The sequence below is a fragment of the Paenibacillus roseus genome (genome assembly GCF_016424485.1).
Taxonomy (GTDB): domain Bacteria; phylum Bacillota; class Bacilli; order Paenibacillales; family Paenibacillaceae; genus Paenibacillus_D; species Paenibacillus_D roseus.
In genome coordinates, this window is record NZ_JAELUP010000014.1 from 92,848 (window position 1) to 115,632 (window position 22,785).

The 22,785-nt window shown below is 41.4% G+C and carries 29 protein-coding genes; 9 read left to right on the forward strand and 20 right to left on the reverse strand.

Translation table 11 applies throughout. From position 1 onward, the window contains the following. Positions 1-108: 108 nt before the first annotated feature. Positions 109-288, forward strand: coding sequence for a hypothetical protein (locus JFN88_RS06130; RefSeq protein WP_199018450.1), 180 nt, complete (start codon positions 109-111; stop codon positions 286-288). A 64-nt stretch (positions 289-352) separates the two neighbouring features. Here JFN88_RS06130 and JFN88_RS06135 read toward each other — a convergent pair whose 3' ends face one another. The 3 genes from JFN88_RS06135 to JFN88_RS06145 all read right to left on the reverse strand — a co-directional run bounded on the left by JFN88_RS06135 (position 353) and on the right by JFN88_RS06145 (position 1,271). Further along, positions 353-526, reverse strand: a complete 174-nt coding sequence (locus JFN88_RS06135) for a hypothetical protein (RefSeq protein WP_199018451.1) — start codon at positions 524-526, stop codon at positions 353-355. Positions 527-732: 206 nt separating this feature from the next. Next, positions 733-963 (reverse strand): hypothetical protein, encoded by a 231-nt coding sequence (locus JFN88_RS06140; protein ID WP_199018452.1) that lies wholly within the window; start codon positions 961-963, stop codon positions 733-735. Positions 964-1,058: 95 nt separating this feature from the next. Continuing rightward, positions 1,059-1,271: a hypothetical protein gene (locus JFN88_RS06145; protein WP_199018453.1), complete on the reverse strand. Its 213-nt coding sequence runs from the start codon at positions 1,269-1,271 to the stop codon at positions 1,059-1,061. 158 nt (positions 1,272-1,429) lie between these two features. On the opposite strand from JFN88_RS06145, the gene JFN88_RS06150 reads away from it, so the two are divergent. From JFN88_RS06150 to JFN88_RS06160, 3 genes are read left to right on the forward strand one after another with little or no spacing between them, the layout of a single operon-like run. Beyond that, positions 1,430-1,633, forward strand: coding sequence for a hypothetical protein (locus tag JFN88_RS06150; RefSeq protein WP_199018454.1), 204 nt, complete (start codon positions 1,430-1,432; stop codon positions 1,631-1,633). Between the two features lie 16 nt (positions 1,634-1,649). Continuing rightward, positions 1,650-2,006 carry a LexA family protein gene (locus JFN88_RS24940; protein ID WP_199018455.1) on the forward strand — a complete coding sequence of 119 codons (357 nt, stop codon included), beginning with the start codon at positions 1,650-1,652 and terminating at the stop codon, positions 2,004-2,006. Beyond that, positions 1,996-2,220 (forward strand): LexA family transcriptional regulator, encoded by a 225-nt coding sequence (locus JFN88_RS06160; protein WP_199018456.1) that lies wholly within the window; start codon positions 1,996-1,998, stop codon positions 2,218-2,220. Before JFN88_RS24940 ends, JFN88_RS06160 begins: the two co-directional genes overlap by 11 nt. A 40-nt stretch (positions 2,221-2,260) precedes the next feature. On the opposite strand, the gene JFN88_RS06165 is transcribed toward JFN88_RS06160, so the two are convergent. The 10 genes from JFN88_RS06165 to JFN88_RS06210 form a co-directional block, all read right to left on the reverse strand. Beyond that, on the reverse strand, positions 2,261-3,853 hold the full coding sequence (locus JFN88_RS06165; RefSeq protein ID WP_199018457.1) for a recombinase family protein: 1,593 nt from the start codon (positions 3,851-3,853) through the stop codon (positions 2,261-2,263). A gap of 64 nt (positions 3,854-3,917) precedes the next feature. Beyond that, positions 3,918-4,349, reverse strand: a complete 432-nt coding sequence (locus JFN88_RS06170; RefSeq protein WP_233167432.1) for a recombinase family protein — start codon at positions 4,347-4,349, stop codon at positions 3,918-3,920. 26 nt (positions 4,350-4,375) lie between these two features. Continuing rightward, positions 4,376-4,546, reverse strand: a complete 171-nt coding sequence (locus JFN88_RS06175) for a hypothetical protein (RefSeq protein ID WP_199018458.1) — start codon at positions 4,544-4,546, stop codon at positions 4,376-4,378. 328 nt (positions 4,547-4,874) lie between these two features. Further along, positions 4,875-5,192, reverse strand: a complete 318-nt coding sequence (locus JFN88_RS06180; RefSeq protein WP_199018459.1) for a DUF960 family protein — start codon at positions 5,190-5,192, stop codon at positions 4,875-4,877. Positions 5,193-5,288: 96 nt separating this feature from the next. Continuing rightward, entirely contained in the window at positions 5,289-5,753 is a 465-nt protein-coding gene (locus JFN88_RS06185) for a JAB domain-containing protein (protein ID WP_199018460.1), read from the reverse strand. Between the two features lie 217 nt (positions 5,754-5,970). Continuing rightward, positions 5,971-7,476, reverse strand: coding sequence for an AICE element replication initiation protein (locus JFN88_RS06190; RefSeq protein ID WP_199018461.1), 1,506 nt, complete (start codon positions 7,474-7,476; stop codon positions 5,971-5,973). 73 nt (positions 7,477-7,549) lie between these two features. Continuing rightward, on the reverse strand, positions 7,550-8,161 hold the full coding sequence (locus JFN88_RS06195) for a hypothetical protein (RefSeq protein ID WP_199018462.1): 612 nt from the start codon (positions 8,159-8,161) through the stop codon (positions 7,550-7,552). A 143-nt stretch (positions 8,162-8,304) separates the two neighbouring features. Beyond that, positions 8,305-8,721, reverse strand: coding sequence for a hypothetical protein (locus JFN88_RS06200; protein WP_199018463.1), 417 nt, complete (start codon positions 8,719-8,721; stop codon positions 8,305-8,307). A gap of 244 nt (positions 8,722-8,965) precedes the next feature. Then, on the reverse strand, positions 8,966-9,523 hold the full coding sequence (locus JFN88_RS06205; protein ID WP_199018464.1) for a hypothetical protein: 558 nt from the start codon (positions 9,521-9,523) through the stop codon (positions 8,966-8,968). Between the two features lie 298 nt (positions 9,524-9,821). Further along, positions 9,822-11,132, reverse strand: coding sequence for a copper amine oxidase N-terminal domain-containing protein (locus JFN88_RS06210; protein WP_199018465.1), 1,311 nt, complete (start codon positions 11,130-11,132; stop codon positions 9,822-9,824). A gap of 435 nt (positions 11,133-11,567) precedes the next feature. Here JFN88_RS06210 and JFN88_RS06215 point away from each other — a divergent pair, with 435 nt between their 5' ends. Beyond that, positions 11,568-11,936: a helix-turn-helix domain-containing protein gene (locus tag JFN88_RS06215; RefSeq protein WP_199018466.1), complete on the forward strand. Its 369-nt coding sequence runs from the start codon at positions 11,568-11,570 to the stop codon at positions 11,934-11,936. 35 nt (positions 11,937-11,971) lie between these two features. Here JFN88_RS06215 and JFN88_RS06220 read toward each other — a convergent pair whose 3' ends face one another. The 5 genes from JFN88_RS06220 to JFN88_RS06240 form a co-directional block, all read right to left on the reverse strand. After that, positions 11,972-12,490, reverse strand: coding sequence for a hypothetical protein (locus tag JFN88_RS06220; protein WP_199018467.1), 519 nt, complete (start codon positions 12,488-12,490; stop codon positions 11,972-11,974). Positions 12,491-12,587: 97 nt separating this feature from the next. Beyond that, entirely contained in the window at positions 12,588-12,845 is a 258-nt protein-coding gene (locus tag JFN88_RS06225; protein ID WP_199018468.1) for a hypothetical protein, read from the reverse strand. Further along, positions 12,835-13,884: a hypothetical protein gene (locus tag JFN88_RS06230; RefSeq protein WP_199018469.1), complete on the reverse strand. Its 1,050-nt coding sequence runs from the start codon at positions 13,882-13,884 to the stop codon at positions 12,835-12,837. Before JFN88_RS06230 ends, JFN88_RS06225 begins: the two co-directional genes overlap by 11 nt. Before the next feature lie 278 nt (positions 13,885-14,162). Beyond that, positions 14,163-14,555, reverse strand: a complete 393-nt coding sequence (locus JFN88_RS06235) for a hypothetical protein (protein WP_199018470.1) — start codon at positions 14,553-14,555, stop codon at positions 14,163-14,165. Further along, on the reverse strand, positions 14,552-14,968 hold the full coding sequence (locus tag JFN88_RS06240) for a hypothetical protein (protein ID WP_199018471.1): 417 nt from the start codon (positions 14,966-14,968) through the stop codon (positions 14,552-14,554). Before JFN88_RS06240 ends, JFN88_RS06235 begins: the two co-directional genes overlap by 4 nt. A gap of 184 nt (positions 14,969-15,152) precedes the next feature. Between JFN88_RS06240 and JFN88_RS06245 the strand changes: the two genes are divergently transcribed. Both JFN88_RS06245 and JFN88_RS06250 read left to right on the forward strand, forming a co-directional pair. Then, positions 15,153-15,917: a DUF5986 family protein gene (locus JFN88_RS06245; RefSeq protein WP_332908441.1), complete on the forward strand. Its 765-nt coding sequence runs from the start codon at positions 15,153-15,155 to the stop codon at positions 15,915-15,917. A gap of 30 nt (positions 15,918-15,947) precedes the next feature. After that, positions 15,948-17,114, forward strand: coding sequence for a helix-turn-helix domain-containing protein (locus JFN88_RS06250; protein WP_199018473.1), 1,167 nt, complete (start codon positions 15,948-15,950; stop codon positions 17,112-17,114). Positions 17,115-17,289: 175 nt separating this feature from the next. On the opposite strand, the gene JFN88_RS06255 is transcribed toward JFN88_RS06250, so the two are convergent. Both JFN88_RS06255 and JFN88_RS06260 read right to left on the reverse strand, forming a co-directional pair. Further along, on the reverse strand, positions 17,290-18,129 hold the full coding sequence (locus JFN88_RS06255) for a PD-(D/E)XK nuclease domain-containing protein (protein WP_199018474.1): 840 nt from the start codon (positions 18,127-18,129) through the stop codon (positions 17,290-17,292). 25 nt (positions 18,130-18,154) lie between these two features. Further along, positions 18,155-19,363, reverse strand: coding sequence for an ATP-binding protein (locus JFN88_RS06260; RefSeq protein ID WP_199018475.1), 1,209 nt, complete (start codon positions 19,361-19,363; stop codon positions 18,155-18,157). A gap of 523 nt (positions 19,364-19,886) precedes the next feature. Here JFN88_RS06260 and JFN88_RS06265 point away from each other — a divergent pair. Then, positions 19,887-21,458, forward strand: a complete 1,572-nt coding sequence (locus tag JFN88_RS06265) for a hypothetical protein (protein ID WP_199018476.1) — start codon at positions 19,887-19,889, stop codon at positions 21,456-21,458. A gap of 122 nt (positions 21,459-21,580) precedes the next feature. Then, positions 21,581-22,360, forward strand: a complete 780-nt coding sequence (locus JFN88_RS06270; RefSeq protein WP_199018477.1) for an HNH endonuclease — start codon at positions 21,581-21,583, stop codon at positions 22,358-22,360. Positions 22,361-22,785 lie beyond the last annotated feature (425 nt).

Consider the following 22,785-nt stretch of genomic DNA (forward strand, 5'->3'; position numbering starts at 1 on the left):
TTAATAATAACATGAAATTAATTAAAAGTAAATATACATTAATTAAAAAGTTTGCAAATTTAATTAGAATAAGTTTATAATTAATTAGGAAGAAGGGTGGTGACGGTAATGGAAGATCAACGCAGGGTAGTAGCAAATATATTTGAGGATACCAGGGCAACGCTCAATCAAATAAAGGATGAGTACCGCTTCAAAAATGACGATGAACTTGTAAGATTCCTTTGTGGATCATTTTTGAGTGATCCGCGCAGGGAAGTGCTTTTGAATTATCTGAATGCCCGGAAATAGAAAAGAAAAAGAGCAGCCTGATATGGACTGCTCTTTTTTACGTCGATTAATCTCCGCCAAACCATCATTTAATAAAACCGAAATCAGACAACTGTTGTTCCAAATCCTCTATAGTAGTTGCGCGGGCTAATTCATGTTCATCGCCATTTTCTTCAAGAACAGTTGCGAAATAAGTCCTGTTCTCAGACAGAACAATTCTGGAGTCAGCAATTTTTGCCTGAAGGCTTTCCAATGTCATAATAATTATCTCCTTCAACCCGCCGCCTTTGCGCAGCTGCAGCTTTATACTTATCGTTTCCGTTTCTTTGAGACAATGCGACACTCGCCAGCCTCGCTATCGTCATAAAGGAGGAACATGGTTGTGACGTCAAACAAGATCAAAGGGACGATTACTTTGCCGTATACGGCGTAGTCCAGGTGCCGAAGTGCTTTCATGGTATCACCTCAGGGAAGGCCCGAAGGGCCTGTGTTATTGTGCTGCCTTGTTAGCTTGAGACAGCGTCCTATGCCCGCTGTCGATTTTCCCGTCTCGAATAACCACCCAACGGACCCATTCAGCTTTTCGAACCCGTGAGTTATCGCTGCTATTTTATTTCTTACCCCAACAACCGTGACGAAGGACTTGCTGCCGTATTCATGCGTAAACACCACTTTGTAGATTTTACTTTTGTTCATCCCCATTACCTCCCCGCGTAAGCCCGCCGGCAGTTTATATTTTCAATAAATTATGTTAAGATGAAGGAGGGAGCCGTTAACTCCCTCGAGAACTACTATTTGCGTTTACGTTGCTGCTGTATTGCTGAGTAGCGGTCGTAAGCGCGCTGTTCGTCGTCTGAGAGTTGGTATCTCTCGATGACCTTTAAGCTTTCTTCCCGGAACGCCTCTCGCGTAATGCGGCTTAGACCCATCTGGTCACGCAGCACTCGCAAGAGGTGTTCTCTTTTTTGCATTTTCTCAAATGCACGAATTGTCATCTTGTCCATTCTTACCCTCCTTTCAGGAAGCGTTTCGTTCACTTCCTATCTTTATTATACGACAATTATAATAACTTGTAAACAATATATTTGTCGTTTAATTAAAATATTTGACTAAAAGTTATTTATGTTGTATTGTCATCCTATAATATTAAAGGAGGGCAATCATGATTAAAGTCACCGATATAGACAAAACAATTAAAATGATGATCGCCGAGAACAACATTGATAGCAAAGCTGCTCTGGGTGAATTAGTTGGTATAAAAAACACGACATTCCGCGCAGCTATTGCCAATAATTCATTAAGATTAGCCGATTTCATTCGTATTGCTGATGCACTGGGCTATACAATTACAGTGTCGAAGGAATAGGATGGCAGTGTTTTTCGTGAAAAAGAAAAAGGAACCGGCGATTGGATTTCCCCTTTCTGACCTGCATGAGCGGGTCTTTTTTTATTGTAAGTTGGAAGCTTTCCTGTATATAATAAGAACGAGTGTTCTGAATAAAGGAAGGGTGATATTTATGGGAAAAATTACACCGAAGCAAAAGAAAGTCTTATCATTCATTGTTTCTTTCGTCAGGCAGCACAATTACCCGCCCACACTGCGCGAAATTGGAGCAGAATTGAACATCGCATCTCCGAGCACAATACATGGTTATTTAACCCGCCTACAAAACGGCGGTTATATACGATGGGAACCATCAGCTCCGCGTACAATTAGGGTACTGGTCAATGCTGAGTGATCTGGAACGAAAAGTGCTGCGCATCTGTTATAATTATTCCGTGGCCAATCGCAGGCCACCGACGATCCGGGAGCTTTGCATCAAAACAGGCAAGCCTATTGGTCGAATTAACTTTATTCTTCATCAACTGACGACCAAACAGTTTATTGAGTGGAAGCCGGAGCGGCATGGAGAACTGCGAGTCATTCAGGCGTGGGAATTTTCTTGGAACTAAAAAAAGAAAAGAGCCGCGCAAATTGTTATTTTGCCGGCTCTTAAATTTCCGTACTTAGTGGGGGGTGAGACCCCTCGCCTCCACCATGCAAATCCACAACCGCACGAGGTTGTGGATTTTTGCTTTCTTCGATATTCAGCTTTAGAATAAGCTCTACATGCTCCTTATAGACGATCACCTTCTCTACATAGCTTCCGACGAACTTCTTGATTTCGGGGATGTTGCGGTCCGTCACATGATCTTTGAAAGCAGCCAACAGTTGCTTCAAGGCATCCTCCGAAACAGCCGACTTTTGTGCTTTGGACCGATAAAGGACAATTTGTTTCTCAATCGCTTCTTTCTGTTGTTCCAGTTCGTTCAACTTGCCCATAAGAGCAGCATTGGCAAGCCCAGTTGCGACGGCATTAACAACGTTCTCGATCTGCTTTTCCGTTTCCCGAAGATTCTTCGCGATTCTTGCTTCTTCATTCCTATAGGAGACATCCTTTTTCGCTTGAAATTCAGCCAATTGCCTAGCTAGTTGTGGAATGGATTGCTCATTGAAAATCTTCTCGTAAAGCTGGGCGACAACGTAGCTTTCAACGTATTCTCTACGTAACTCTTTGTTGCCGCATTGCTTTGTTCGCTCCCGATTCCCGCAGCGGTAGGTGACGTACTTTAATTTGTTTCTCCCGCAATGCTTCGTATTCCCCAGCAGTGCGTACTCATGACCGTAGTTCTTCAGGCATTCTCCGCAGACAATCAAGCCGCTCAGAAGGTACAGCTCTTTTGCCTTGTGACGACCGGGCTTATGCTTCGCTGCATTCATTTTTTCCTGAACGAGTTGAAAATCCCCTTTGGAAATGATCTGCGGCATCCCGCCCTCTATACGAATGACTTCTTCAGGGTTTTTAGTACGATGGCTATTTCGCTTCCCGAAGGCATCCTTGCCGCTTGCCAGGTTGAAAATGTAGACTCCTGTATACTTTTCATTGCGGAGAATGCCGTGTAAGACATTTTTGCCGATAGCCCGACCGTATCTCGACCTGTAGCCTTTCTCGGCCAAGGCCGTCACAATTTGATTGTACCCGTTCCCTTCGAGGAACATAGAAAAGATGGTTTCGATCATGCCGCGCTCGTCCTCGTTGATTAAATACTGCTTTGTATTGGGGTCAACCTTGTAGCCGATAGGTGGCAGACCGCCCGTGTGCTTACACTGAAAAGCGGTTTCTTTCATGCCTTTCATCACTTCTCGCGCCAAGTTTTTGCTGTAGTATTCAGCCATTCCCTCAAGCAAAGATTCGAGAATGACGCTTTCGGGCGAATCGTCCAGATTCTCGGTTATGCTCAGGAGTTTTACGCCGTTCGCTTTTAGAATGCGCTTATAATTGGCGCTATCGTATTTGTTGCGGCTGAAACGATCAAGCTTATGAACGATGATTGTATCGAAGAGTCCTTTTGCGCTATCGGCGATCATCTGTTGAAATTCAGGCCGTTTATCAGAAGTGGCCGTTTTCGCACGATCAGCGTAAACCTTAACGATTTTAAGGCTATTTTTTTCGCAATAGGCTTCAATCGCACGAAGCTGTGCCTCAATGGATTCTTCTCTCTGGTTGTCACTGGAATAGCGTAAATAGGGTGCTACGTATCTCATTGTTAACAACTCCTTAGTAGAATGCCTCCATCCATATTCATGAAGGGAGGCATTCGTATTTTTGTTAGTTTGTCTCTGCTGGAACTGAGTACAGTAGTTGATATTTTTCGTAGTATTCAGCCATTCCTTTATTCAAAGAGTAGAGAATCGTGCTTTCGGACAAATCGTCCAGATTCTCGGTTGCGCTCAGGAGTTTCACGCCATTCATTTTTAGAATGTGCTTATAATTCGCGTTCATGAGTTTGCTGCGACTGAGGCGGTCAAGTCTATGAACAATGACTGCATCGAACAAGCTCTTTTCGCTGTCGGCAATCATCTGTTGAAAAGCTGGTCGTTTATCGGAAATGCCGGATACCGAACGATCAACGTAGGTTTTGACAACGACGTATTCATTGTTATTGCAATTTTCTTCAATCGCTCTCCGTTGTTTATTAAGTTGCACTTCTGCTTGATCCGCTCCACCAGAGCGCAAGTAGGCCGCTACATATTTCATCATGAACATCTCCTCATTAATATTCTGACTTAACGGATGATAGTTTTTAAAGGAATGAGGGCATCAAGCCCTCTACCAGCAGTTTGTTTGGCAAGATTCTGTTTACCTAAAGAAGCCCTTACTTTAACTGGAGTGTTGTTGGATTCGTTACTTTGGTTGTCACTTGAAAAGCGGGCGTAAACAATAGTACGTGTTGTCATATACATATCTCCTCTCAATGTGTGGTAGGGGGAGCCGCGGCATATATCGAGGCTCAACAAGGTATACAAACATGTATTAATTCAGCTGCTAGACAGCACGATTTTTTCGATGAATAGCATCGAGTGCTTCCACTGCGGGCAAGTAATATTGTTCTGGTGTTTCGCATACACGCTCAATTTCCTGCCATGCGGAGTGGTCTGGGTTGTGGCGGTATTTGACAAGCTTATCCCTTGAAATTTGTGTACGATAGTGAGCCAAGTGCATGTTAATACTCCTCTCGGTGCTGGGATCATTGCATAGATGGTTGAGTTGATTAAAGCGCCAATCTCAGTATTCTTCAGGCAGTAGCATGGTGGCATGAGTCTCTTCATCAACAATCCAGACCGTCAGATCAAGAGGAGCATCCGTGTCACAGATGGTATACTCCACGCTTCTGAGGGGCACTTCCTGACGATGAACAATGCACTGATGATATTTACTGTTAATCACTTTAGTAGAAAACTCGAAAATTTGAAGGTAATCCATGTCAAGCCCTGAAGAAACTTGCCTATCCACGTACTCAAAAAGCTTAAGTTTCATCGACTGGGGAAGAACATCATGAATGCCTTTCGTTGCACACCGTGGAGCAAAGGTGCGATGACGCATACGGGAACCCTCCTTAGCCCTTCTTCTGTTTACAATAATCAATAATTTCAATAACGAGTGTGGCAGTGGCGGCGATAAAGGCTAGAATCGCCTTCTTCATGAGAAGCCCAGCCCCCGTTCCTTGAGACTCGTAAACGTGCCATCTCCGAGAATAATATGGTCCAATAGCTCAATCCCTAAAAGAGTGCCGCTATCTCGTAGCCGTTCGGTCAACCCGATGTCTTCAGGGCTTGGCGTGGGATCTCCTGAAGGATGGTTATGGCAAGCGATAATAGACGCTGAATTGGCGAGTACCGCCAACTTAAACGTTTCTCTTGGGTGCACGAGGGAAGCGCTCAAAGTCCCGCAAGACACTTGATGCATAGCCGTAGGCTCGTTCTTCGTATTCAAGCAAAGGATGCAAAACGATTCACGGTCACAATCGCCGATGAACTGTCGAAACAGTTCGGCTGCATCCTCCGGCTTGCGAATAACGCGTCCTGAGTACAGCAAAGAGGTTTTTTCGCGTACCGTGCGTAAAGAAACAATTTCAATGCGCTTAGAAGCATCACGTCTACTCATCGTCGTTACTCCAGGTATTACAATCAACCAACCGAAACCAAATCATTGAATAGCTCCTTTCAAATTATGAATTCATTCTTCTCATTCATAATGTAAACTTGAAAGGTCTCATAATTCGGTTTCTATTCTGCCTCCGTCAGAAGCGAAAGTAGCGACAACAGCGACAAATTACGCTACTTTCTCATCTTTCGCTTCATTGGGAAGTGGAGTCAACGAGTCACTCCGCAGGCTTTTTCTCAATTGTGATAAACTTGGCTGGCCCTTCGTTTTTAATGTCAAAGGTGATGCCTCGCTTTTCCAGATTGGACTTTACTTCGCCAAGTCTTCTGGATAAAATGTGCGCGGCCTTTGGCCACATTCTAGCCTTCGTGTTAATTCGCTCATGAAAGGCAACGTTTTCTAGCGCGTCGAGAAGTCCGGTCACTGTGCTATGCCATTCAGGCTGCTTGTCCATTAGGACGCATATGGCAGTCGCTACGGGATTGGATTCAATCGCTTCCGTATTGGTGCGCGTTATATTTGCCTTGTAAGCCTCCAGGAACAGGTTCCCGTCCAATCCGGCAGCCTCTGCGACGGCATAACCCCAGCGCGTAAAGTCGGCCATGCGGAATAGCTCGGGAAGTTGCACGGATGGATAAAGCTTCATGGCTTTACCCACCAAGTCATAGATAGCTCCCAGTATGCAGGGCTTGGCTGCTTCAAAATCCGCCCATATCGTGCTTTCCTCTTTCCGATCTTTTTCCTCGATACGTTCAAGCTCTATGAGTATAGAGCGATCCAACAAATCGGGGCGACTAGCCACAACATGAATGCCATTTAACACAATGCAACGTTTGAAGCTCAGGATGACTTCCTCATCATCAGTGAAAAGTTTCCGCTTGCTAATGCCGCCACCAGTAACCGCAGTACAGAGCAAATCGCTTTTCTCGGCTGTGAGCGAATCGAGATTGTCCAAGCAAAGCATATAGTTTTTGGATAACGACAAAGCCAAGTCCCCAGTTCCTGATGGCAGAAAGGTTGTATCCTGCTTGGCAGGATCGACAAGGGAACGAATGATACGAGTAGACGTCGTTTTGGCAGCGCCTTTCTCACCTGAAAAAATAAGCGCAGGATGAGGGATGCCCGGAATGAAACAGGTAACGAGATAGATCATGAAAAGCAATTCGTCCCATTCGTCCTTAATGCGAACATGCTGTAGAATGTCGCTCAGTTTGCCTCCAGCAGCGGGAAGCGATTGAGGCGCTACATTCAGTGTTCGGTGGAATAGGATAGGAGGTTGCGCCTCAACCCTATATCCTTCATTCGAAATCTTGATTACGCTTCCGCTAACGTCCCCGTTGTCGTAGTAAATCGAATCTTGATGATGAGCGATTCGCAAATGAAGAGGATAAACAAGTTCCTCCTCATGCGCCTTCATCATCAATACACGGTTCGTCTGTTTAATGGCATCAGGAGAAGGCGGAGAGTTGAAGTCGGCAAAGTATTGACGCATAAGCCAGCGATCCAAGGCTTTACTGCCTATTTTTTGTATTTCTCTCTTTCCGCTTGATTCAATGACTGCATACGCCTCATTGTATTGATTCAGAAACAGCTTGAGTTCGGAAGCAAGCCGAATGAGCGTATCGGTTTGCGTTTCTTTTTTCTCTTGCAGTTGAGGCGACTCTAGGGTTGTTTGAGCCGTGTCTAACGTTTGAGTTAGTCCGGCGGTTCCGCTTGTATTCATTTTTTCGTCCTCCCCTTAGTTGATGGATACTGGGTCTTGTTCTTATTAGAACAAGACCCGATGAATGAGTGAATTACATGCTTCCCCAGACTTTCTTCTGAGGCGATTTGGCGGGAGAAATTCTATTTTTCCTCAAAGGGTTAGTTGGCTGATGAGGCTTATTGTTGATATCCTCAGCGGCTTCCGTTTGCTTTGTTCGCTCTAAGTCATTAGGTGAAATGTTGGTCGTCTCTTCTTCCTCCTCATCATCAAAAATGGATTGAGAGGCTGAGACAGACGATTCGCGTTGCTTCTTCCAGGCAAGGAGTTCCTTGGGAAGTTCTTCGCTTGACGGGACGAGTTGAACAACATTGCTGTAGGTGCGATTTTGGTACGTATTTTCTTTAATAGTGACCAAGACTTGTTTTCCGATAAAGAATTCGCAATCAAAATCTTCATTAAACCGGGGCAGAGCGCCAAATGTGTTGCAAAGCACATACATGGGATCTCCTGGGTTCCAAAATAGCGGAACCGTCTGTGTTACGTTCATTAGTTCTCCGTTGACAGGAATGGTGATGGACAATAGGAGCGCCTGGTATTGCAGCCCTTTTTGAGAAGTTTTGTCCTCGATATTCCAATCGTTAATGATGCCAATGTATTTGTCTCCTGGTGGACGAGTAAGCTTTGCTTTAACCATCATTTTCATGCGTAGGCACGCTCCTTATTTAGGACGCTTTGCGTCAAATGTAGTAAACCGAGAGTGATTGTTCAGGCCGCTATCCTGAACGTCTTGAAGAATGAATAGGCCCGGATTGTTGGCCGGGCCAGCATAAGGCCCTGGTAAAGAAGTTACTGTTTTCTGATGATACGGCCTACTTTTCTGCGGTCAGCATCCTTCAGATTATGAAGAGGCGCAATCGAGAAGTTCCCGTATACGTTGTGACTGAAGTAGAGCGAAATGCCTGAATTGCTGAAGCCGTGTTTTTCGAGCAGCGTCCGTATTTGCTGTTTTCGCATGCTCATGTAGTTGAGCAGTGAATGGAATTCAGAAACGGGATCACGCTCGATTGCATTGAGGCATGTGACCTTGAGTGCTGTTGACTTGTAGCAGAGCTTGACTTCATAGTAGCTACCAAGCTCTTGAAGTAGAGCGTTTAAACATTCGTCACTTGTTAATTGGCCAGCAGGTATGATGAAGTGCATGCCTTCCTCCAGGGCTGGATTTTCTTCGTTGATTGGGGCAATGCCTTGATTAAAATTGTTCATTTGATTTTCTCTCCATTCGATTTAGTTTAGTGACCTCGGCGAATCCATAACACCTTATTTAATTTTCAAAGAGCATAGCTGAGTGCGACGGGGTATTGAAAAGCAATTATGAAGAATGATTTATGTGAACCATCGTAGCCTCCTTTACACAAGATGTTGTCTACACATTCAGAATAAAATAAAAAGCGCCTTGCAAAAATGCAAGGCGCTTAGCATGTAACTTTCTATTGACAAAAGTTTATGGTTATGATAAAAGAGAGGCTTCTTTGTTCACTTTAGGTGAAAGCTTTGTTTCAATCCATTGATCCAGGCCCAAATGGATTTCTTTCAAAAAGTCTACATGCTCATTATAATTTAGTTGTAACCCTGATACTTGATTGGCAATTTCTTGAAACTTATGGATAAGATCAACGTTCAATTCATTAATCTGTTTTTTGCTCAGGAGTTCAATAAGATTGAGCCAGTCTGTTTTTAGTTCTTCATCTTCTATATTATTGGCTATATTCGTCATGCGTTCGTGAAAATCCATGGCGTGCTTGTAAACATCAGAACTATTTTTGCCCAATGATTTCTTTGAAGTGGTTTGAATGAGATACGATTCTCCCATTTCCCTTAATAATTGCGTCAAGATGTCTTTTTCAGCAGGATAAAATGCAATCTCACCAGAATCATCTTTGAGCATATCCATTGTAACGCCAATGAAATCCATGAATTTTTTAAGCCGCTTGTAAAGGATGTCGTATTCACAAAACAAAATGTCGCAAAAGTCTTTTAATCGTACTGTTTTTTCTTGTTGCCCCAATGATGTCAGCTCCCACTTTTTTGTAATGAAATTATTCTAACATTAATAATTTAACCCATCAATCTAATAGATAAAAACCATCAGGCTGATTTGAAAGCGAAAGTAGCGGCAGTCGAGAAAGCGGCCTCCAAATAAAAAAAAGATAGCGCCTTTGAGGGGACGCTACCTTCAGCATTTTCTGCCAGAATTGATATTTCATTTGAGTATATGAAATTTGAACACCAAGATTGACTGTCGTATCGCTCACGTGGACAATACTTATAGGTCTATTTCGCGTGTGAAATGCCGAGTCTTGCGATTATTCATATGAGACGAAACTGGTTAATTCCCCAGCATCAGTAATGATTTGAACAAAGTACGCTTCTCCTAAATTGCCATTAAAGCTGACTCCTTGATTATTTTTAAAAGATGATAATGAAATCGTCAGACCTCCTTCGTAGCGGTTGGGCAGCTCGAATGGAGCGTTGATTGGATACTTGTAGTCCATGATAGAGATGCTTTTAATTTTTAAACCCACATCCAAATCGTCTGTAATATTTATTGTATCATTGGTCAGGGTAATCGACAGGTTCTCCAATGCCTGTTTATTGATGGTATTTACTTCCTCAGGGAAGTTTAACCCTCCTCCAGTACTTTCGGAACGTGCTTTTCGAATGTCATATTCGTCAATGCTCCGCAAAAAGTTCCCAGCAATCATCACGTTCATTGGAGTGGTGAACTTCACGCCTAGCTCATTTACGAGGTTAACGGCATTTTGCCCCACAGGCAAGCCGTTAACCGTTGTTCCGTCTCCTTTCTTGATTTTAGTTGAACCCAGATAAAAGATTTGAAAATAGTGGCTATCGGTCCAACTTTCCGTCATCTTGTTATATTTCCCGCCAGTATGACCAATTGCGACAGTAACGGTTTGTCCGGTGCTCATCTTTACCTCAGAAATTTCGTCAATTTCGACAAAAGTCAGGTTTACTAAGCTGCTGTAATAGCTGCTAATGCTTTTTGTAATTGATGCCTCAGAGGTTGCCTTTGCGATTTTATCTAGGGAAAGAGGGTCGCGATTCATTTCGAAAAATTGCTTCTGGTGCTGATTTAATGTTTTTAGACTTGTGCTAGAGAGAGTAACACCTTCTCCATACTTGCTCAACGCGAGCTTTATGCTATCAACTCCGATGTTGGCGGTTGTGCTTGAAGCGCTGGATGTAATTGTAATTGTGTCTGTTTGGGCATTCCAATTCACCGTAGCTCCAAGGATTTGTGCGACTTTACGGAGCGGCACATAAGTAACGCCGTTGAGGCTGGGCAAGTCTACACCCGAAATGGTAGAGCCATTTACGATGAGGCGGGCTGTACTGCTCTTTTTCATGCCATTAGCTTTTTCTTTGCCTGTGCCTACGATGACAGTGTTGCTTGCTTGGTGCCAGGTGACTTCTACGCCAAGTACGGTTGCGATTGCCCTTAGCGGCAGGTAGGATGTCCCTTTAATTGTTTTTACTTTGACATCGGTGACGACTTTACCGTTCACAATCAATTTTGGTTCCTGCGCGGCAAAAGTGGGCGAACTGAAAGTGACTAGCAGTACGGCTATCATAAGAGTGGTTATAAACTTTTTCATGTGTTGAATCTCCTTTTTAATAGAATGATGCTATAAACAATTTTTAGTGGTAGTGGCAACAACGTTTGTGACGAATTTTTTTATCGCTTTTTTAAGGTTTGCTGTCAGCTCATAAGTAGTGTTTTGAGTTTCTGGTATCCTGCAGCAGCCGTCTCATAAACTCAATTTATAGCTTTGGCAATCATTAGCTAGGTCATCGCAATAGTAACCCCTCCCCATGATTTTTGCAGTTATTGTTGAAGCTTGTGTGGTACCTCAATAAGTCATTCACAGCCCACACGTAAATTCCTACTTATGATTCTGCCAAATGATCCCTTTGAACTAGATTGATTATACTAGACTTATAAGTACATTAAAAGAATAAATTAACTTTTAATACCCTTCTGGTCATGAGCTTCCTTCTCTAGCATGAATAGTAGAGGGATAGGTGATCGAATGGTCGAATTGAAGGTTTTAGTAGGAAATCGTCTCCGTCAGATACGAAAAGAGAAGGGACTCACGCAACTCGTGGCTGCTGAAAGGGCAGAACTGGAGGCGACTTATCTGGCAGGTGTGGAACAGGGGAGGAGGAATATTTCTCTCGAAAGCTTGGAGAAGATCGTGAAAGCGCTGGAAGTCGAGCCGATAGAAGCATTTCGATTCGGTGCTCTGGAATTGAACAACGACTTGGCTGAAAAGCGGGACTCCATTCGCTTGCTGTCGGCATTCTTGGAAGAGAGAAGCATGGAAGAGATTGAACTGATTCGAAAGCTCGCAAAAGACGTCACGGCAACCATTGACATTGAGAAGCGAAAGAAAGACTAAGCGTGCCCGATCCTTTATGGAATCGGGCCGTTTCTTTATGGGCTTGGATAATGACGATCAAGATATTCGCGGACGGCCGAATTCAGCAAGTTTGCGATCTTGGGAAACTCGCCCTGCCGATGCAATGCATGAACACGATGGAACAGAGGGTTTTCTAAGTAGGTCGTCATTCGCCTGTATCGCTCGCTGAATGGCGGCGCTTTTTTCGGTAATGGCGTGGGAGATTCGCTAGACGAGGGCGTTTCATCAGATCGTGCCCCTGCGAGCGGCATGGGGACAGAAGGCGGATTCCCTTTTGGACGCAGGACAGGCTGACGTTTACTGCTCGGAATGGCTTTGCGTGCAGTCGGAAAGGCAGTCTCTATCGAAAGTCCTTCTGTATCGTGCAGTCGTTTGGCTGTCGTTAATGTTAGCTTCTCACCAAAATCTTTATCTTTGCTTGATTCGTCTTCTTTTGTCACAGAGGAAGGAACCCCTGCTGTAGGCAAATGAAGGTTTCGTTTTTCAGAAACTTGTTCACTAGCATCTGAAAAGATAAGCGGTTCTTGGCTCATAGGGAAATCCCTCCGAAATCGTATTAGGCAATACCTATGTCAGCGTATACGCTGACATAGACGACTACATCGTCGTCTACGTCTACCTAATGGATTGTTAGTGGTCAGATTCCGAGAGAGTTGCGAATGGCAGCAGATGAAGCTGAACTTGAAGCGCTTCATCGTCAATCAATTGAAAGATGGATCGCCATGCTGAAATCAGGCAGTGTACAGTGGGCAAATGAAGATTTTCACCCGATGACCGCGCGCATCTCCACGCGGCGGCGAGCATGACCTGACAGGTTTCCAATTGTTTCAGCAGATCGTCTTCCTGCTCAATCAGTGCGGTATGTTTGGCGACGCGATCATGATCCATCATGTTTCTCCTCTGTGAGGACATACTTCGGGTTGATCGAGACAGGCTCGTCCGCATATCGCAGATAGAAGCGCATGTCGCGTGTTGATTTATTGGCCTGCTCGGTAAAAGCGCGGCGCACCTCCTGGTTTTGGAATAGCCAATAGTCCCGTTGCTTCTGCCCTCCAAAAAGGCTGACCAGCGCGTAGTTGAAGCTGGCGGGGTTGCAAATGCCTGCTGTGCCTAGAGGAAGTTGTTCGATGACATCTCCGATCGTAAAGTCTGTTTGACCCTGATCGCTCGTTTCCTGTGAAAGGAGAAAGCAGGCAAAGAGGATGTCAGCGTTCGAACGATGAGGAATCAGGTCAAGATGGAATCGCTTTGATGTGATTGTCTCCCAGGAAAATGAGCGAATCGTTGCTTCTTTCGACTTATAATCAGCAGGTAGAAGCTTGTAGGCATGGCGATTGCCATACGATTTGAGGAAGCGATCGAGCTTAACTCGGGATTCGTTCCCGTGAGGGAGCTTGGGGAAGATGGATCGGAAGAATGAGGTGTAGTCCTGGATATCGAGGTAGGATAGGGTAGTTATGCGCTCTTTTTCGGCGTGTTCGATGGTTTTCAGCAATTCGAACATGGCGTCAATCCGATGGCGGTCTGCAAACTCGTATTGATCGGGCCGCTGAAGATGAAGCAGGAAGGCTACTGCTCCAAAACCATGATGCCAATCGCTCAGCTTTTGCTCCCAGAATACGAAGGCCTGTTCGGCATTGTGGGAGGGATGGTCGATGTATTCAGGCCAAGCTTTTAGAATGGCAGCAATGATTTTACGGTGGGAAAGAGCAATGTCTTTGCGCTGCCAGCTTCCGAAGTGCCAACTCAATGCTTTCTTAAGCGTGTCGGAGGGGACAGTTTTAGGATCACAGAAAATACGCTGCCATTCATTCAATGGCTCCATGGGATATCTCGCAAATGGGAAATGATTTAAATGAGCTTCCAGTTTTTCTTGCACGGCAGCGGCAATGCTTCGTTTTTCTTTTTCGCTCATAGTTAGACTCAAGGGTATCGCTCCTTCTTTAATTGAATGGAAGCGAAAGTACCGAAAGTTGCGTCAAATTGTCGCTTCTGTCGGTACTTTCGCTTTTGAAAGAATTTCTTTGGCAGCAGCAATTACCACAATCAAAGAAATAGATGCGTATGAATACAAAGAACATGGGGGATATGCTTCTGCCACTTCAGGGCAGGGTGATATGGTATGGGAGGTGCTTGACGGAATTAAGTGCACCAACTGATACCTTCATATCTCCTATGGTTACAAAAGAAGCTTGATTTTGAGTATCACACTCCTTCTTCAGAGTTAGCGATGAGCCAGCACTCTACTTGGACAGAATGAATGTCTTTTATCGTGAAAAATGTGATGCTACTTTCGTTATCCAGCAAAACGTAAATTTTATACAGACAGCTACCGTCGTTAAAAGTATAACGCTCAATGTATTCGGGGTAATATGTGCCCGCGGCGCAGGTAAAGACTAAATGGTCATCATGATTAGCATCGAGCTCGTCCGTTGCTTCTAAAATGAAGAACCAATGTCCGGGAGGAGGAAAGGCTTCATCTTCAAATGCTACGCGGATTAGAATCATGTAATCGCTAATAAATGAGAGGCAAGGGATTGGGAATAAATTGGTTGGACACAAGTTGGTGATCTCCTCATGGGATGTAAGGTCTATCAATTTTCCGAGTCCTCCTTCTGGCAACGGATTTTCATAGCATTGCCACTGGTGATAGTTTGAGATGCTGCAAGGGCTTCCGGGGAGAAATAGAATGGCTCCGCTAGCTTCGAAACCCAGCCTAAAGCGAGCTCAATAGGACTTCCTTCAACAGCTGGAGGGCCATCGGCCCATTCTTCTTCCAGAGTGAACTGAATGCTATCTTCGTCCATTATTACAAACAAATCTGTGCCGTCATAATAAGGGTTTACTGTGTCTCCTTCCTGAAAAGTAAGAGCGACCCGTACTTGGTGTACGGGCCGCTCTTTTCCGTGAACTTGAATTTCCTTTTTTGCGATTGCTAGGAAGTGAATGTCTCCTTCGGGGTTGAAGGCTGTGTTGAGAATTGAAAGCAATTGACGATGTTTTATGTCCATAGTATCCTCCTTCAATGTATTCATGAATATAATATATAGATAAATACATTTTCATAACATTTTTGAATAACTTGAAGCGGTTTGATGTAAATGAGACGTTTTTTTTATATTCAGTATATTTGGTGGACTTTTTTTAAGAAAAGAGGTAATATAGATATACAATATTAGGGACGAGGTGTTGTGCGTGAAATTTGACTCAAGTATTCCTTTGTCAGATAAAGAGAAGGGAAGACTAATAGAATCTATCTATAATGCATATAAAAATGATGTGCGTGAATTTCTTCTTGAATATGAGCTCGAAACGCACAACTGTGTACATTTTCTGAGATGGGACTTTACGAACACTAATATTATAAGGGGGTTTCAAAGCTCCCACTTCCAATGTTTAAAGGCGAAAAGAGGACCATGGAGATTCGTGTTGATTTACGACAAAGAGTCTGGATTTTTATACTCTCTTATGCGAGAAAAACGTTTTTTAGAATTACAGGGAAGAGTCAATAAAGATCGTGTTCATTATGTTGATGCGCTCGCCTCATTAAATCATGATTTGGATGATTCTAGTAATATCGAGAGGGTATTTGCTCAAGATCTATTTGATATGGATGGTGCTCAATGGAGTGGTGAAGTCCAAACAGTATTGCAAGAACTAATTATGAGCATTGATGGTCCAATTAAGTATTACGGATTAATAACGTTTTCCTCTGAAAAGGATGAGATAACTTCAGTTACAGCATATATTCCGACAACTGATTTAGGTATAGCACATCAAGAAAATTGGAATGAATATATTACCGCTGACTTTTCTAATACTTATGAAGAATCTGCTTTCCCGATTGATTCCGAAGATGATGATATACAAATTGGTTTGCGAGATGGAGTGGTTCCGCAACAAGAGGAAGACCTCGTTCAACCTAAAACAGATGAACAAAAAGAGGATGATGAAGGATGATTTCTAGACTTCTCTTGGGAGGAGTTCAAAATGACAGTAACAAGGACTTTTAATGGCGATAGGCTGAAAGCCGCTCGGATATATAGGGGGAAAACTATTGCCGAGTTGGCTGAAGAGGTCGAGGTGACAAAGCAAGCAATTTCTCAATTTGAGAATGGAAAAACACCAGGGCTCGAAACTCTGTTAAGACTTATAAGTGCGTTAGGGTTCCCCCGTGATTATTTTTATGAACAAAACAGGAATGAGGCTCAAATTGGAAATACTTATTTTCGGGCCTTGCTTACATCCAAGAAAAAAGATCGGATGTCACAGATAGAAAAAATGAAAATCGTCGCTAGCATATATCATTTTTTGAATAAGTATGTTAATTTTCCTAATCTAAACTTACCCAGTGACTCATATGACTTTAATGATATTGAGTCAATAGCCAGTCAGCTAAGACAATTTTGGGGAATAGGAGTAGATGAGCCGCTCACTAATATGGTGCGACTTCTCGAAAAAAACGGTATTATTGTAACCTCATTTTCTACTGATGGTGAGGGAATAGACGCCTTTAGCCAGCGGCAGCAAGTTGAGGGATGCGATTACTATTTTGTAGTCCTTGGAGAAGATAAGAGATCAGCAACAAGAAGGCAATTTGATGCGGCTCATGAACTTGGTCATATTATACTTCATGACTGGACTCATGACATTGAATCTCTGTCTCGTGAAGAATTTCGTCAAGTCGAGAATGAAGCAAACCAGTTTGCTGCTTCATTTTTGCTTCCAAAAGACGCTTTTATCAGGGATCTTATATATCCGAATAAGTTAGACTATTATGTAGAATTGAAGAAAAAATGGAGAGTTTCTGTTTCTGCGATGATTGTGCGTGCTTATCAGTTAAAGGTAATCAACAACAACCAATACCAAAATCTAATGAAGCAATTGTCGAAAAAAGGATGGAGGACGAAAGAGCCTCTAGACGACGTAATACAAATTCCCAAACCTACATTAATGAAAAAAGCGATTGAAATACTAATTATTAATCAAGTTATGACAGGGGAACAGATTGTTAGACAACTCTCTACTAACAATCTTAGCTTAAATAGTAGTGAAATTGAGGTATTGCTGGGGCTAGATAAGGGGACATTGGTAGATAAGAATCAAGGAAATCCTGTAGTAAGTATAAGGCAAAGTATAGGTCGAGAAATAGAGTGAAGATGATGCGGGAGAATGACATACGTATGGTTAGAAGTGGAAGCTAATTAATCGGAATATTTTGTCGTGAATTCAAAACAATCAAAATAAACGGAGCAAAATAACATGAATTGAACGAGACATTCGTGTTATTTTGCTCAATTGTCTGTCTCCGCTCTATTTGTATGTGTGAGAACTATAGTATAATTGGTTGTACAATATATGTGTCTATATTTTTGTCATGAGAGCCTTTCTCTCTGGTAAAGCTTCTCTTAAAAGCATCAGCATTAGTTATAATTCTTTTATCGTCGTATATGAATAAGAAAAGATGTTCAACTTTGTAATGGAATGAGTCAGAGCCTAATTCCTCTGTCAAGTTTCGCTCAGTCATATTAGAACGAGTACATTTTACTTCAATTGCTAAGTCGTACTCATCAATAAAAATATCATATCGCACGGGTCTATAGCCTGCATCGACTGTAACTTCAAGACGAGCCTCTGGGAAAAGCGGCTTAATTAAAGAGTACAGAATGCGTTGGACATCGTATTCATTTCCAATTTGTATGCGATTCAGATCCTCGATTTTAATTTTGGCACTGCCATGAATATCATCCTGGTACATCGTTTTTAAATGCAAATGAAAGTTGGCTAAAATTCTCTTTATTATTAAGATAGCAGTGGGTTGATCAAAGGTATTATTTATCTTTTTAGAGTGAAGCCCATTCAAAATATCTTCTATAAGACTTTCAATAAATTTTACAGATTTTTCTATGGACTGCACTGATTCTTTTTTGATATCGCGGCGTCTTTGAGGCACACTAATAATTTGAGAGTGTAGAAGAAATGATTTTGCAATTTCATCATTTGAAAAAGAATTTTGTAGCTCTTTTTGAGTTGTATCGAACCATGAACTAATTTTATGTTCATTCTCTGGAATTTCATACATGTCCTGAATTACCTGTAATCCTCTTTCAACTAAATTGTTTAAGCGTGTTATAACCTCTTCTTTTTCATATCTAATTTCACTTATCGGCATAGTAGTCCTCCAATTAATTCCTCATTCAATGCATTCCCCAACGAAGATAGAATAAAAACAATGGTTCTAAGACATAGAGCATCTCATCTTTCCATTCAAACACTTGATAAATTGAACCGCTTGTATCTATTATTGTTTGAGTTTGTTCAATGGCTGATTTAATTTTATTCTTATCTGGCTTACTTGGATGATTACCTAATATTTCGTCAAATCTCGATTTTAAACTATCTAAGCTTAGAGCAGTTGATGGGGGATCTATAGCTATAGCCTTTAGAAGCAAATCATAGATGTCCGCTTCCTCACCATCATGTATCGAGAATGTCTTACGTTTTTGTCCCCGAGTAGATGGACCTGATTTTAAGCGTTTAACAATATCTTTATATGGAAGGTTTGTGGTAGTTGCTCTAAATGCAGTTTGTAACGTAGATGGATCCTCAATTTTAATGATGCTCATATTATTATCAATATCCAAAAGTAAGCATAAATTTAAGCATATCGATTGCATTAATTGTGGTGAAGTGAGACTTTCCGCTGCCAGAGTTTCTACAAGTTTAGGATCTATGGTAATTCCTAAGGCATCGAATCCTGTAACCGCAATTTTTTGAAGAGCATCTGGCTTCCAAGGTTCAATATTAATCAAACTTAACCTTCCACTCAAATCTGGGTTTTTTCGTATAGCATCATCTGCTCTATGCGGCAATGAAATGGCAATTGCGGGAAATTCTTTTCGAATGGCATCTTTTAATTGTTGAGCAATTTCCAGTTGTATTTCCTCGGAAGCATAGTGAAAATCATCTAATACAAGTACTAAGTTATTCTGTTTGAAGTATTCAATGACTTGGTCTTTTCCAGTGATGAATTTCTCCTTCATTGAGGATAAGATTGATTGGGAGACACCAGGAAGGCGGTCTCCTACTGTTGAAGTTGTTTGAACTTGTTCTCCTTCTATGGATAGACCGACTTTATTGGCTACCGTCACCCAAAAGGGATGAGAGTATTTAAAATCACTTCCCGTCAGAGACACAATATTGTCTTGCCCTATAACTTTTTCACATAAGACTGTTTTTCCGGCTTTAGAAGGTCCAATTACTGAAGTTAGAAAACCAGAAGTATTAAGAGCTTGTCTCAAGCGAAATTCATAAGAATACGAGAATTCGGAAGATGTACGAGATATGTATGTGTGTTCTGGAAATGAACCAGGCTTAAAAACGTCATTTGCCTTTAATTCTCTCATGTTACCACTCCTTTTTAATTATTATAGGGCTTTTTTGGTTAACTTTAAACCTTTCTTCTCAAAATGATTTGATTAGGGCTATAATGTGGTTTTAGTAACAAAATAATGACCTTTTTAGAGCTTATATATTGAATTGATTATTTTAACATGCTCAGTTTGAGCTAGGAAAGTTGCTTTCGTAAATTTCACCCTATCGATACATGCTGATCTTAGTTTAACCTTCACCATAAGCAGTTCCGCCGAACAATAGCATCAAGCCGCGGCTCACAATTTTGAATGCTTGTCCATACAAAACCACAACCTTTAGTGTGAAGTTCATCACCAGTTAGTAGGTCGACTCAAGCAATTTATGGTGCATGGGTCAATGTTATTATTACTTTAGTGTGACAAAGAATTTACGGTTTCAATATAATAAATGTGGAAAAAATCCTGTTATAACAACGAAAATTAAATTTGCGAAGAGCGCCGTAAATGTCTTAATATAATTATATAAGAGCAGTGTGACACGCTTGGAGGAGAGCGTATGTTGGATTACTTAACCTTTATAAAGAATGAGATTGAAATGCAAGGATATTTAACAGCCCAAGAATTAAATCAGAAATTGTCTGAGAGATTTCATATTACTTCTGCAAACTGTAGAAAAATTGTTCAACGCATGACAGCTAGTGGAAAAATCAACTCAACTTCTCCAATTACTTTTGGAAATAATCAGTACGTATACTTTACTCGGCCATTAAACAAATCTGCCATTAAGCATATTACAAAGAAACATCGGCCTTCTCTATATCGACTTATCGTTACTCTTGAAAGTTCACTTGGGGTTCTTTCGTATTATGAGGCTTTGAAGGTTACATCAAGCCCATTGGACAGAGAGAAAACAAAAATGGATCATTTAGATCGTATTATTCAAGATTTACTTCATTTAGGTTTCATTATGGAATTACAAACTTATAACAGTGTAACTTATATTATAGATAAGCTACATGGAGTAAATTGGCCATCAGTTGTGAAAAGTCATGAGAGCAAGATGAAGTTAGATTGCATGTTTATTAGAGATGTGCTCCTCTGGTTGAAAAAACATAATTTGATTAACCGTGAAGAAGTTGTTTATCGGAGTAAGGATGAACTTTCTAAAGGGGCTCAGCACAATAATTTTGTTTGGGATGCCTTTTCCTATTCATCTGCCACAGGAATAACTAATGACCGAGAGGATATTAAGAACACACTTGTTGTTCTAGATATTCAATTGAGTAGACCTTACTCCCAACATGATCTAGACGGGTTTTATAATCGAGTTCAGGGAGTAATTTGCAGCTCACTAAGCAGAAAAAGAAAGGTAATGCCAATCATCATTATAAATGATATAACGGACACTGGCGTGCAAAATCGAATTAGAAAGCTTGGTTTCTTGTCATTTCATCTTGGCACGATTTATGGGGAACGCATATATGAGATCTTGAAGGGCTTGGATAAAATAAATGATTTTTTTAGATTCCAGTCACATCCTGCAGAAGTCATTTCAGAAGTAACAAATATATTGGAAAACTTGAGGGAATCAGGTCAAGAGACAAACTTGCAGAATTTAAAAGGGGATCTTTTTGAAGTTCTGATGTATTCGGTGTTTCGCAGAATTATCGGTGAAGGATACATTGAACAGAATGTTATCTTAAAAGAAAAGGATTCTGAAGGCAAGGTAGAATATTATGAGTACGATTTGATTATCCAAAAAGGTGCCCCTAGAGAACGGATTGTTTTTGAATTAAAGGGCTATAAAGGGAGTAGCGAAATAAAGCTCGGGGACCAAAATTCCAAAAATACTGTACGGTGGTTTTTCAGAAGAACACTCCAGTTTGCCAAGAGATATTACAATGATACTGATAAAACTAATCAACATCCTTTGAAGGCATGCTACATTACAACGGCTCGATTTTCTGACGACGCTTTGGAAGCTCTCACAAAACTAAATGAGAGCAATTTAAAGCCTGCCATGCTAGATGTTTATTATGATGGTCAGAAGCTAAGAAGTCTCATGAAAGAACGGGAATATACTCATGAGTTGGACATATTAGAGAAGTATTATTTAGAACAGAATTAGTTTCACCATTCTAGAAGGCAGCTTAGATCCATTAATTGTTAAAAGATGAAAGTGACTATCTCAATATTATAGGTGAGGACATGACTAAACATTTTTCGTTCGCATATTTGGAATCGTATTGGTTGGCAGGAACCACAATCGGGGAGTTTTATGAAGATAGTAATTTGCTTCTATCAGAATTTTGGAGAGATTCAAAACATCAACTACTGCCCAGAATATTTAAGCCACACAAATGGACTATTATGCATGAATGGATAGTTTATGTGTTCAACTTCCATCACTGGTATGCTGAGAGACACTTTGAACAAAGAGATATTTTTAGTATGGAGTCGAAGATTGTGGAGGATGCGGGGGTTCTATTATCAGAACATCCAGATTTTGAATTGTTGAATGAGTGCAATTTTTGTGGTGGATGCGCAGAATGCTCTAAATATATGGAAATTAATAAAGAAATCAGATATGTTTGGGATGATTCTGTCCTATCTCTTGTGCATACTGTCTTTCATTTGTTTATGAGTAATAAGAAGTTTTTAAGGGATTTTAATGAATACATTTCAGAATGTATCAAATCAGACATCAATTCATTGATGATAGAAAATCATGAACATGTTGTTAATGGGAAGATTCGTAGAGTCTCATGGCCCAAATGGCTTGAGAGGGCTATAATTTTTCGTGATAAGGGCGTTTGTTCCATTTGTAGAAAAGATGTTTCAGGGACACTTAATTTAGAAAATAAATATGCAATAGATCATATTGTACCAATAGCAAGTTACGGAAACAATGACCCTACAAACTTACAATTACTGTGCTGGGTATGCAACGGAATAAAGAGTAATAAATCTAGTGAAACTAATAATATAGACATTCCCTTATGGAATGTTGAATCTTATATGATAACTTAGCCTACACAATAATTGAAACGGCAATTTCTGAATTACTATACCATTGGCATGGGTAAGTACTTCGCATTAAGCTGGAGTTCGTTTAATACTATAGAAAGATGCTACTTTGTGTTAGAAGTGTATTTTTAAATTAATACGTTATGCAATCTCTCCAAACATCCGAATCATCACGCAGCGGCGAATTGTGGTTTTGCATAGCCACGGCTCGCTTGGACCGAAGCGAAAGCGGAGGGAGCACGACATTCAAATCTATACTAAGGTTGTCATCATAGGAAACCTGTTCCGGCCGTCAACCCTCCCTCCGTCGGGATTTCGAGCAAATGAATGGATTTGAGCAACGGCGTGTAATGCTCCCCAATGTCAAGACACGATTTTCTGAGGAATAAGTTAATCCTCCTTGTCGTGTAGTCTAGCAATTTAGGATG